At 47.0% G+C, this 11,720-nt stretch carries 12 protein-coding genes and 1 other RNA gene; 11 read left to right on the top strand and 2 right to left on the bottom strand.

The features are described from left to right. Window positions 1–3 precede the first annotated feature (3 nt). The 4 genes from tpiA to V1498_RS18865 all read left to right on the top strand — a co-directional run bounded on the left by tpiA (window position 4) and on the right by V1498_RS18865 (window position 5,049). The gene (gene tpiA / locus V1498_RS18880; RefSeq protein WP_409295386.1) at window positions 4–765 is read left to right on the top strand and encodes a triose-phosphate isomerase; all 762 of its coding nucleotides are present in this window, start codon (window positions 4–6) and stop codon (window positions 763–765) included. Beyond that, the gene (gene gpmI / locus V1498_RS18875) at window positions 758–2,293 is read left to right on the top strand and encodes a 2,3-bisphosphoglycerate-independent phosphoglycerate mutase (protein WP_409295384.1); all 1,536 of its coding nucleotides are present in this window, start codon (window positions 758–760) and stop codon (window positions 2,291–2,293) included. The genes tpiA and gpmI overlap by 8 nt, the downstream gene beginning before the upstream one ends. A 27-nt stretch (window positions 2,294–2,320) precedes the next feature. Then, window positions 2,321–3,616, top strand: a complete 1,296-nt coding sequence (gene eno, locus V1498_RS18870; protein ID WP_409295383.1) for a phosphopyruvate hydratase — start codon at window positions 2,321–2,323, stop codon at window positions 3,614–3,616. A gap of 131 nt (window positions 3,617–3,747) precedes the next feature. Beyond that, window positions 3,748–5,049 (top strand): globin-coupled sensor protein, encoded by a 1,302-nt coding sequence (locus V1498_RS18865; RefSeq protein WP_409295381.1) that lies wholly within the window; start codon window positions 3,748–3,750, stop codon window positions 5,047–5,049. 23 nt (window positions 5,050–5,072) lie between these two features. On the opposite strand, the gene V1498_RS18860 is transcribed toward V1498_RS18865, so the two are convergent. Further along, the gene (locus V1498_RS18860; RefSeq protein WP_409295379.1) at window positions 5,073–5,621 is read right to left on the bottom strand and encodes a hypothetical protein; all 549 of its coding nucleotides are present in this window, start codon (window positions 5,619–5,621) and stop codon (window positions 5,073–5,075) included. 197 nt (window positions 5,622–5,818) lie between these two features. Between V1498_RS18860 and secG the strand changes: the two genes are divergently transcribed. The 6 genes from secG to V1498_RS18830 all read left to right on the top strand — a co-directional run bounded on the left by secG (window position 5,819) and on the right by V1498_RS18830 (window position 10,807). Further along, window positions 5,819–6,052: a preprotein translocase subunit SecG gene (gene secG, locus V1498_RS18855; protein WP_409290305.1), complete on the top strand. Its 234-nt coding sequence runs from the start codon at window positions 5,819–5,821 to the stop codon at window positions 6,050–6,052. A gap of 182 nt (window positions 6,053–6,234) precedes the next feature. Continuing rightward, the gene (locus tag V1498_RS18850; RefSeq protein ID WP_409295377.1) at window positions 6,235–6,984 is read left to right on the top strand and encodes an alpha/beta hydrolase; all 750 of its coding nucleotides are present in this window, start codon (window positions 6,235–6,237) and stop codon (window positions 6,982–6,984) included. Window positions 6,985–7,011: 27 nt separating this feature from the next. After that, window positions 7,012–9,387, top strand: coding sequence for a ribonuclease R (rnr, locus tag V1498_RS18845; RefSeq protein ID WP_409295375.1), 2,376 nt, complete (start codon window positions 7,012–7,014; stop codon window positions 9,385–9,387). Window positions 9,388–9,504: 117 nt separating this feature from the next. Then, on the top strand, window positions 9,505–9,972 hold the full coding sequence (smpB, locus tag V1498_RS18840) for an SsrA-binding protein SmpB (RefSeq protein WP_409290302.1): 468 nt from the start codon (window positions 9,505–9,507) through the stop codon (window positions 9,970–9,972). A gap of 129 nt (window positions 9,973–10,101) precedes the next feature. Further along, window positions 10,102–10,463: a transfer-messenger RNA gene (gene ssrA, locus V1498_RS18835) on the top strand. Between the two features lie 95 nt (window positions 10,464–10,558). Continuing rightward, window positions 10,559–10,807 (top strand): DUF3006 domain-containing protein, encoded by a 249-nt coding sequence (locus V1498_RS18830; RefSeq protein WP_409295373.1) that lies wholly within the window; start codon window positions 10,559–10,561, stop codon window positions 10,805–10,807. 144 nt (window positions 10,808–10,951) lie between these two features. Here V1498_RS18830 and V1498_RS18825 read toward each other — a convergent pair whose 3' ends face one another. Continuing rightward, entirely contained in the window at window positions 10,952–11,200 is a 249-nt protein-coding gene (locus V1498_RS18825) for a hypothetical protein (RefSeq protein ID WP_409295372.1), read from the bottom strand. 92 nt (window positions 11,201–11,292) lie between these two features. On the opposite strand from V1498_RS18825, the gene V1498_RS18820 reads away from it, so the two are divergent. Then, window positions 11,293–11,700: a MerR family transcriptional regulator gene (locus V1498_RS18820; protein ID WP_409299369.1), complete on the top strand. Its 408-nt coding sequence runs from the start codon at window positions 11,293–11,295 to the stop codon at window positions 11,698–11,700. Window positions 11,701–11,720: the final 20 nt, after the last annotated feature.

Below are 11,720 nucleotides of genomic sequence, written 5' to 3'. Positions count from 1 at the left end.
AATATGCGTAAACCTATTATTGCTGGAAACTGGAAAATGAATAAAAAGCGTGACGAAGCGAAGAGCTTTGTTGAAGAAGTCAAAGGCCTCATCCCTTCAGCTGATTCAGTAGAAGCGGTTGTCTGCTCCCCTGCGCTGTTTTTGGACAGCCTGGTGCAGATTACACAGGGAAGCGAGCTTAAAGTCGGAGCACAGAACATGCACTTCGAGGAAAGCGGTGCTTTCACAGGGGAAACAAGCCCTGCCGCACTTCAGGACCTTGGGGTACAATATGTAATCCTTGGCCACTCTGAACGCAGGGAAATGTTCAACGAAACCGACGAGAGCGTTAACAAGAAGACCCTTGCTGCTTTCCAATACAATCTGACACCAATCGTTTGCTGCGGTGAGACGCTTGAAGAGCGTGAGAGCGGACAGACGAATGAGCTTGTCGGCAATCAGGTGAAAAAAGCATTGACCGGCCTTACAGAGGATCAGGTGAAAAGCACAGTGGTCGCTTATGAACCTATCTGGGCGATCGGAACAGGCAAATCTTCTACAGCACAGGATGCCAATGAAGTATGTGCCCATATCCGGTCTGTCATCGCTGAGCAGTTCTCGCAGGAAGCAGCCGAGGCTGTCCGCATTCAGTACGGCGGAAGCGTGAAGCCGGCAAACATCCGCGAATATATGGACCAGCCTGATATCGACGGTGCACTCGTTGGCGGTGCAAGCCTTGAAGCAGATTCCTTCCTGCAGCTCTTAGAGGGTGGAAAGAATGGCTAAGTCTCCAGTAGCACTGATCATCCTGGACGGCTTTGCCTGCCGGGATGAAGTAAAAGGCAATGCAGTAGCACAATCGAAGAAACCGAACTTTGACCGTCTCTGGGAAAAGTATCCCCATTCACATCTGACAGCGTCCGGTGAGGCTGTCGGCCTGCCGGAGGGTCAGATGGGGAATTCCGAGGTCGGCCACTTGAATATCGGCGCAGGCCGTATTGTTTATCAGAGTCTGACCCGTGTGAATCTTGCCATCCGCAAGGGTGAATTCGAAAAGAATGATACCCTGATGAGTGCAATCAATCATGCGAAAAAGAACGGAACAAACCTGCACTTGTTCGGGCTTCTTTCAGACGGCGGCGTGCACAGTCATATTGACCATATGTTTGCACTGGTTAAAATGGCAGCTGCCCACGGTCTTGAGAAGGTATATATCCACGGCTTCCTTGACGGCCGGGATGTTCCGCCGAAATCAGCTGAGAGCTTCATCCGCCAGACTGAGGAAGTCCTGAAGGAAACAGGAGTCGGCAAAATTGCTACATTGTCAGGCCGCTTCTACTCCATGGACCGCGACAAGCGCTGGGATAGGGTTGAAAAATCCTATCGTGCGATGGTATACGGCGATGGGCCGGTTTACAGCTCGGCTATGGAATGCCTGGAGGATTCATACCGAAACGGAATTTTTGACGAATTCGTCCTGCCGTCTGTCATCACGGGCGAAGAAGGACAGCCGCTCGCTGTCATTGAAGATAATGATGCGGTGATCTTCTATAATTTCCGTCCTGACCGTGCTATCCAAATCTCAAATACGTTCACGAATGATGATTTCCGTTCTTTTGACCGCGGACCAAAGCCGCCGAAGGACCTGTTCTTTGTCTGCCTGACTCATTTTTCTGAAACGGTGAAGGGATATGTGGCATTTCAGCCGATAAACCTGGATAATACACTTGGAGAGGTTCTTTCCCAGGCTGGCAAAACCCAGCTTAGGATAGCCGAAACCGAGAAATATCCGCATGTCACGTTCTTCATGAGCGGTGGCCGTGAAGCTGAGTTCCCTGGGGAGAAACGGATTTTGATCGATTCTCCGAAGGTGGCTACATATGACCTGAAGCCTGAGATGAGTGCTTATGAAGTGACGGATGCCCTTCTTAAGGAAATCGAGGAAGATAACTTCGATGCGATCATCCTGAACTTTGCCAATCCTGATATGGTCGGCCATTCAGGAATGCTTGAGCCTACCATCAAGGCCATTGAAACGGTGGATGAATGCCTGGGCAGGATCATCGATTTGATCACTGCAAAAGGCGGTTCTGCGATCATCACGGCAGACCATGGGAACGCTGATGAAGTTGTAACGCTTGAAGGCAATCCAATGACTGCCCATACGACAAATCCGGTGCCGGTCATTGTAACCAAGGAAGGCATCTCACTGCGTGAAGATGGAATCCTTGGCGATCTGGCCCCGACAATGCTTGAACTGCTGGGCCTTGAAAAGTCAGCAGAAATGTCCGGTAATTCTATTATTAAAAAATAATTTTTCATTAAAAGGAGAGTTTTTACTATGCCATTCATTACACATGTATACGCTCGCGAAGTACTTGATTCCCGCGGAAATCCGACTGTAGAAGTAGAAGTTATGACGGAGTCTGGATTCTTTGGCCGTTCAATCGTCCCATCTGGTGCATCAACTGGTGAATATGAAGCTGTTGAGCTTCGTGACGGCGACAAATCCCGTTATCTTGGAAAAGGTGTTCAGCAGGCTGTTACTAACGTAAATGACGTTATTGCTGATGAACTGATCGGCATGGATGTAACAGACCAAGCCGGCATCGACCGTGCGATGATCGCACTTGACGGCACTGAAAACAAAGGCAAATTGGGAGCTAACGCCATTCTTGGTGTATCCATGGCTGCCGCACATGCTGCTGCAGATTCTGTGGGTCTTCCATTGTACCGTTACCTTGGCGGATTCAATGCCAAGCAGCTTCCGACTCCAATGATGAACATCATCAACGGCGGATCTCACGCTGACAACAATGTAGACTTCCAGGAATTCATGATCCTTCCTGTTGGAGCTCCTACGTTCAAGGAAGCACTTCGTATGGGTGCTGAAGTATTCCACTCTCTTAAAAAGGTTCTTAGCGGCAAGGGCTTGAACACAGCTGTTGGTGACGAAGGCGGCTTTGCTCCAAACCTTGGCTCTAACCGTGAAGCACTTGAAGTAATCATTGAAGCCATTAAAAATGCAGGCTATGAAGCAGGCACAGACATCCTTCTTGGGATGGACGTTGCTTCATCTGAATTCTATAACAAAGAAACAGGCAAATATGACCTTGCAGGCGAAGGCCGCAACGGACTGTCTTCTGAAGATATGGTTAACTTCTATGAAGAGCTTGTCAACGAGTTCCCGATCATCTCTATCGAAGATGGATTGGACGAAAATGACTGGGAAGGCCACAAGCTGCTTACAGACCGTCTTGGCAGCAAAGTTCAGCTTGTCGGTGATGACCTGTTCGTAACCAACACCAAGAAGCTTTCTCAAGGCATCGAGCAGGGTGTAGGCAACTCCATCCTGATCAAGGTTAACCAAATCGGTACATTGACTGAAACCTTCGACGCGATCGAAATGGCTAAGCGTGCAGGCTATACTGCCGTTGTTTCCCACCGTTCAGGTGAAACAGAAGACGCTACAATCGCTGATATCGCTGTAGCTACCAATGCCGGCCAAATCAAGACAGGTTCCCTGTCACGTACGGACCGTATCGCGAAGTACAACCAGCTTCTCCGCATCGAAGACGAGCTTGGAGAGCTTGCTGTGTATGACGGCTTGAAGTCTTTCTATAACCTGAAGCGCTAATCTGATTCCATATAAAACGGTCCAGACCTGACGAGGTCTGGGCCGTTTTTTTGTGTGCGCCATCATCCTGCCGGGCTAAATCTTTTTAAAAAACATCCGATAAAAAAGGTAAAAACCGTATGAGGTGCAAAATGTTTTTCAAGAAAACCAAACAAATGAAGTCAGAGAAAACCATTCTAATAGAGGAAGCAGCAGATGGGGTAATCCTTGATCCCCAGTCTGCTGATGTGAGAAAACAGATTGCGATGATCGGGCTGACACGGGATGATTTATTAAGGATTAAAGTTCTGCAGCCATTTGTAACGGAAAAGATCGATTGGATCGTGGACCGCTTTTATGAAAACCTTGAACATCAGCCGTCCCTGCTTTCCATCATTCATGATAACTCGTCCATCGAACGGTTGAAGGGGACACTCAAACGGCATATCGGAGAAATGTTTGACGGTGTGGTGGATGACTCGTATTTTGAAAAAAGGACAAAAATCGCCCACATCCATGTCAGGATCGGGCTGCAAACGAAATGGTATATGTGTGCCTTCCAGGATCTGTTCCTCTCCCTTGCAGCCATTGTGGAGGATAACACAGCATCCAAAAAAGATTACTTTGAAACGATCCGGGCTGTATCAAAAATACTGAATTTGGAACAGCAATTGGTGCTTGAGGCATATGACAGTGAAACTCAAAGGATCACCAATGAAATAGAACAGCAAAAAGTGATTATCCGCGATCAGGTGGCCAGTTCATCGCAGAATCTCGCAGCCATCTCTGAAGAAACCAATGCTTCCTTCCACCAGCTGAATGCCAGGTCGGGGGAAATAGCCGGTCTTGCAAGTGAGGGAACCGCCATGGCATCGCTTTCTGAGGAGCGGGCCAAGCAAGGCAAGGAGCAGCTTCAAAAACAGAAAGTAAATATGTCTTCCATTAAAGAAACGGTTCAGACAACCCTGGATGATGTGGAAGTTCTTCTTGATATTTCAAAGCATATGCAGGAGATTGTGAATATCGTGACCGGCATTGCCGACCAGACCAACCTGCTTTCACTGAATGCGGCCATTGAAGCAGCCAGGGCCGGTGAGTCAGGCAAGGGCTTTGCGGTTGTGGCAGAAGAAGTCCGGAAGCTTTCGGATGAAACGAAAAAATCCGTCTCCAATGTTTCTTCCCTTATTTTGAATACGAACACCCAGGTGCAAAAGCTGACAGGCTCGCTTGAGCAAATCAATAAAGCGGTCACAATCGGAGATGAAAATATGAAAGAAACGGGAGAGCAGTTTGAGCAGATCATGGCGGCGATGAAGGAAACAAAGCATCAAAATGACAGGATGGAAACAGAAGTGGCGGCATTTGCCGGCATCGTAACGGAGCTTGGCAAGGCTTTTGAGGAAGTAGCATTCTCGGCTGACAGCCTCACCATGGTGACTCAGGAGCTCGGATAACAAGCAGGGGCAGGTGTGCCCCTCTATTTGTTACTCATATAGTCAATGATCAGAGCCTTCTGGAATTTTTCCAAAAAGATGCCGATGCAAAGGGCGGCGATCAGCACCGGGAAATATTGATTAATCGTGTCTGCCAGCATGGAAGGAGTCCAGTAGCGGGCAAGCATATATCCCTTATTATGGAGGAGCATCTCGACTGAAGCCAATATATAAAGAGCGAGCCAGAGCAGAGTCAGTGTGCTCGTCCCAATCCGGAACTGAGATGCCGCAAGACCAGCCCCGGCTGCGATAACCGGGATCCATAACGGATGTATATTAAACTGGCTGATATGGATGGTATCAATCAGGAGGGGGCGAGTGAGCAGGCTGGCGAAATACCAGGTGCTGATAAAGCCCGCTGCAAACAATAATGGCTTCCGGTGGCTGTATTTTGTCTGCCAAAGCAGGATCGCAGCCGCTATCAGCATGATCCCGTCAAACCATATGGACTGGACCGCAAAAAGGGTGATGGCTGTAAATAAACTGAATGCTATATTGATCAGGTCGAGGGTTCGTATGCCCTGCAGGTACATGGCGGTGCCTCCCTATTCATAATCCGGACTCCCGGTATTAAGGCTGTTATATAAAAATTATCCCCAATTCTTGCTCTAAAACATATTTCCATAAAAATAGTGGAATGGGCGGAGAGCTTGAAGTGAGGAAAGCGTTGTAGTACCGGAAACTTTATGGTACATTTAAAATACTGCAGTTGTATTCAGGAGGGGAATTTGTGCACACATTATTAGTTACTCTATTAGTCATTGATTGTATTGCACTTATTATAGTCGTATTGCTTCAATCCGGTAAGAGCGCAGGCCTGTCAGGAGCCATTTCCGGCGGTGCTGAACAGCTATTCGGCAAGCAGAAGGCAAGAGGGATGGATCTGATCCTTCAGCGCGTTACGATTGTGCTTGCTGTTCTGTTTTTTGTCCTTGCAGTCCTGGTCTCATATGTGAAGCTTTAATCTAATCCAAAACCCGGCAAAAGCCGGGTTTTTTGCTTATCACGAAAAAGTTGCAAGCCTGAATCACAGCCGGGGCAGGGAGAATCCCTTATAATAAATACGATCAAAAAAAATTTTCTTATGATGAACGCCACAATGTGGAACAGTATCAATATAGAAAGCAAAAAAAGGAGTCTTTTAACATGAAAATTAAGCTTCCGCAGCCATTCACTTTTGAAGGGGGAGGAAAGCGTGCCGTGCTCATGCTGCATGGCTTCACCGGCAACTCAAGTGATGTGCGCATGCTGGGAAGGTATCTTGAAAAGCGCGGCTATACCTGCCATGCACCTCATTATAAAGGACATGGAGTCCCGCCGGAGGAACTTGTCCATACAGGTCCAAAAGACTGGTGGCAGGATGTCATGGATGCCTACAATTATTTAAAGGGAAAAGGCTATGAAGAAATAGCCGCAGTCGGTTTGTCGCTTGGCGGCGTATTTTCCTTGAAATTAGGTTACACTGTTCCTATAAAGGGTATCGTACCAATGTGTGCACCCATGTACATCAAAAGCGAAGAAGTGATGTATCACGGGGTGCTGGAATATGCGCGGGAATATAAGAAGAGGGAAGGAAAATCAGAGGCAGAGATTGAGAAGGAAATGAAGGAATTCAGCCAGACCCCGATGAATACGCTGGCAGCCCTTCAGGAGCTGATCGCCGATGTCCGGAAACAGATCGACCTCATCTATGCTCCGCTGTTTGTGGTTCAGGGACGCAACGACCACATGATCAATACGGACAGCGCCAATATCATCTATAATGAGGCGGAGTCTGTGGAGAAGCACATCAAATGGTACCAGGATTCTGGGCACGTCATTACGCTGGATAAAGAAAAGGAACAGCTCCATGAGGATGTCTACGCATTTTTAGAGAGTTTGGATTGGAAAGATTAATGTTACCGGCTTAAGGAGGGAATTTTGGTGGAAGATAATATCCAGCAGCATGTAGACCGCCTGCTTGAATATATGAAGGAAAGCAGCTATAAACCATTGACAGTCCAGGAATTGGAAGAGGCATTCGGCATTCAGGATTCCTCTGAATTCAAGGAATTTGTCAAGGCACTGGTTCACATGGAAGAAAGAGGACTTGTTGTACGAACACGAAATAACAGATACGGGCTGCCGGAAAAGATGAACCTGATACGGGGCAAACTGACCGGCCATGCCAAAGGGTTCGCGTTTGTCATACCCGATGAGCCTGGCATGGATGATATATTTATCCCTCCAAGCGAAACGAAGAACGCCATGCATGGCGATATCGTCCTGGCACGAGTATCCGAAGAGAAATCGGGAGCGCGGCGCGAAGGGACTATCGAGAAAATCATTGAGCGCGGCATCCTCCATATTGTGGGTACATATACCGAGAGCAAGAATTTTGGTTTTGTGATCGCAGATGATAAAAAGATTGCAAACGACATCTTCATCCCGAAGGGTTCCTCCATGGGGGCAGTCGAGGGGCATAAAGTGGTCGTCAAGCTGATTGCCTATCCAACCGGCGGCTTGAGCGCAGAGGGTGAAGTGATTGAGATCCTCGGGCATAAAAATGATCCGGGAGTCGATATTCTTTCTGTCATCCATAAGCATGGCATTATCGTGCCGTTTCCGGAGGAAGTCATCGATCAGGCCAACAGTGTTCCTGATACGATAGATGAAAGTGAAATCAAGGACCGCCGTGACCTGAGAGACCAGATGATCGTCACCATTGATGGAGCCGATGCGAAGGACCTGGATGATGCTGTAACGGTCACTAAACTTGAGAACGGCAATTATAAGCTCGGCGTCCATATCGCAGATGTAAGCCATTATGTGCAGGAAGGCTCGCCGATCGATGTAGAGGCAGCAGATAGAGGCACAAGCGTTTATCTCGTGGACCGGGTTATCCCGATGATTCCCCACAGACTATCAAATGGAATCTGCTCGCTGAATCCCAAGGTGAATCGTTTTACCCTTTCCTGTGATATGGAAATAGATGCGGAAGGCCAGGTAGTCAGCCACGAAATCTTCCAGAGCGTCATCAAGACAACAGAACGAATGACTTACCATGATGTGAACCGGATTCTTGTAGACAAGGATGAAGAGCTTCGCACCCGGTATGAGCCTCTTGTCCCGATGTTCGAAGACATGGAGACGCTCGCTCAGATTCTTAGGGAAAAACGCATGAAGCGCGGTGCCATCGACTTTGACTTCAAAGAAGCGAAGGTGCTGGTGGATGAAGAAGGGCAGCCGACAGAGGTCGTCCTCCGCGAGCGCTCGGTGGCGGAAAAGCTGATTGAGGAATTCATGCTTGCGGCCAATGAGACGGTTGCTGAGCACTTCCACTGGATGGACGTCCCGTTCATTTACAGGATCCACGAAGACCCGAAAGAAGATAAGCTTCGCAGGTTCTTTGAGTTCATAACGAATTTCGGCTATATCGTAAAAGGAAGCGCCAATTCCATTCATCCGCGCGCCCTCCAGGAAATCGTTGAGGCAGTGGAAGGGAAGCCTGAGGAAATGGTCATCTCAACCGTGATGCTGCGGTCCATGCAGCAGGCGAAGTATGATCCAGAAAGCCTGGGACATTTCGGGCTGTCCACTGAGTTTTATACTCACTTTACGTCACCGATCCGCCGTTATCCGGATTTGATCGTCCACCGTTTGATCAGGACGTATCTAATCGAAGGAAAAGTGGATCCGGAAACCCGCGCGAAATGGGGCGCCCTGCTGCCTGATATCGCCAAGCACACATCTGAGCGGGAACGCCGTGCTGTGGATGCTGAGCGGGAAACAGACGACCTGAAGAAGGCTGAATTCATGCTCGATAAAATCGGGGAAGAATTTGACGGCATCATCAGCTCTGTAACCAGCTTCGGGATGTTCATCGAGCTTTCCAATACCATCGAGGGGCTTGTACATGTCAGCGCGATGACGGATGATTATTACCGCTTTGACGAGCGCCAGCTGGCTATGATTGGCGAGCGTACAGCCAAGGTATTCCGCATTGGCGATGAAATCACCATCCGGGTTTCTAACGTGAATAAGGATGAAAGAGCGATCGACTTTGAAATTGTCGGCATGAAGAATAACCGCCAAGGCGAAACGGGCGAGAGAAAAGTATTCAAGACAGGCGGACGCCGCCGTGATGATAAAGGCGGTCCAGGCGGAGAAAAAGGCCGCGGCAGGAGAAGCGGCAGCGGGAATGGCAGCGGAAACGGAAGCACAGGTTCCGGAGCCGGAGCCGACAAGAAACCGCGCCGCAAAAAGAAGAAATTCTTTGAAAACGCGCCGGCCGCAAAAAGGAAAAAGAAAAAGAAATAAAGAGCATGGACCAGGTGCAGCTATGGCCTGGTCCATCTTCCTCCATTGAAGGAGGCCGTGAAATTTGATACAATTCTCGGATAGACAGAGTAAGGTTTTTAAGGGAGAGAAGCACTCATGCCAAAGGGTTCAGGAAAGCTGATTACAAACAACAAAAAAGCGCATCATGATTATTTCATAGAAGAAACATATGAATCAGGAATCGTGCTGCAGGGAACTGAAATCAAAGCGATACGTGCAGGCAGGGTCAACCTGAAGGATTCTTATGCCCGTATTCAGAATGGGGAAATGTACCTTTACAGTATGCACATCAGCCCGTACGAGCAGGGAAACCGGTATAACCATGATCCCGAGAGGCCAAGGAAGCTGCTGCTCCATAAGCGCGAGATCAACAAACTGATCGGCGATACAAAAGAGCAGGGCTATACCCTCGTGCCGCTGAAGGTATACTTGAAAAATGGATATGCCAAGGTTTTAATCGGACTCGGACGTGGTAAAAAGAATTATGACAAGCGCGAGACTCTTAAGAAAAAAGAGGCCAAGCGAGAAATCGAGCGGGCCTTCCGCGACCGCCAGAAAGAGTAGCCCCGGGAGCTTCTGGACAGAACTCCCATGTGGCATCTCCGGCTGAATTATGCTATAATGTATTCATAGCAGTACTACAATTGAATAAGCAGTAAGCTGATTATTCTCTCGTACGTTTCTTTTTATATCGGGGACGCTACGGATTCGACAGGGATAGTTTGAGCTTAGGCTGCGAGTCGAGGGGATCGGCCTCGTTAAAACGTCAAAGCCTATAACTGGCAAACAACAAAACTCTTTCGCACTAGCTGCTTAATAACAGTCTAATGCGGTTCGCCCCTCCATTGCCTGTGTGGTAGGGTAGCGGACTCACTTTTAGCAGGCTACGCCGGATTCCACCGTCTGAGGAAGAAGGAAGAGAACAACCAGACTAGCTGTCCGGACGCCCGTCGATAGGCATATGGCACAGCGAATTGCGAATATATCGGCTACACTCGTAGACGCTTAAGTGTCGATATTTCTGGACGTGGGTTCGACTCCCACCGTCTCCACCATACATATTGTAGGGTGGTTTTTTTGTTTTTTTGTGATTTAAACCGTATTTTTGCCGTTTTGGCAAAGATATGGTATACAGACTGTTGGTAAAAATATGCTTAAGATTGCTGAAATATTATCGACGTTTACTATAGAAATAATCATTGATCGTTTTGAGGGTGAGTGGGTTTTTGTCGAAGTAGATGGCGTTACCAAGGATTACAAAAAAACTGACTTTCCTAAGAACGCAGCCATTGGAGATGTTGTCTTAATTAATCAAAACAGCATCAAGGTACTCAACGAAGATACAGATAAACTTCGCAAGGAAGTTGAGGATTTAATGGATGATCTTTTTGAAGAGTAGTTAGTGGAAGTTTTTTGTCCATATTGGAATACCAAAGAAGACAGCTAACCTTATGTTAGCTGTCTTCTTTGGTATTTGGTTTTTGCGATAACAAACACTTTGTTCGAAAACAACCTTGATTACTTAAAACCTCCTTATTGATAATTAGCTATGTTTACATGTATTAGAAGAACAATTGCAATCGGCACGTGCATTACAAGTACCGTTCTTTTTCACTATTTTTAGAATTAGAAAACCAGATAAAGCCGTTGCAATAAACAATACTCCCCAGTTCCAAAAACCAAATCTTAAGCCAACTATCCCCCCAATTCCTGTAATTCGAAGGATGGGTAATGCACAGCATAATGCACATAAGCCTAGAACCCCTAATCCTACTGCTAGCGTCTTTTTCAAAATTGAACAACTCCTTTTCCTTTTTTTGTTAATATCTAATATTTCTTATAGTATAATAATTAAAGTAAACTTTAAGTCAAGAGGTGATTTTGATGGTTTCTTTTCTTTCAATTGGTGAGTTGGCAAAAAAGGCAAAGGTTAATCCTTCAGCTATTCGTTTTTTTGAGTCAATCGGAATCCTTCCAAAACCTCCAAGAGTAAATGGACAAAGACGTTATACACCGGAAGTTATCGACCGATTAAAATTTATAAAAATGGCTCAATTAGCTGGATTTACTAATCAAGAAATTTCCTTACTGTTAGAAGGTTTTGAAGAACAAGTTTCTCCATCTGAAAGATGGACGCAAATGGCGAATACCAAGTGTACTGAATTAGAGGAACAAAAGAAGCATATTGACGCAATGTTGGTTGTTTTGAAAAACGGATTAAAGTGCGAATGTCGTACTTGGTCTGAATGTTTTCCAAAGGTCAATTCAAATGGGACTTGTTGCGGAAAGTGAATGATCCAGTAGTCAGAAGC

The sequence above is a fragment of the Paraperibacillus marinus genome (assembly GCF_046237605.1).
GTDB classification, from domain to species: Bacteria; Bacillota; Bacilli; order Bacillales; family DSM-1321; genus Paraperibacillus; species Paraperibacillus marinus.
The sequence above is the reverse complement of the archived record's forward strand: the minus strand, read 5'-3'. Positions and strand labels throughout refer to the sequence as shown.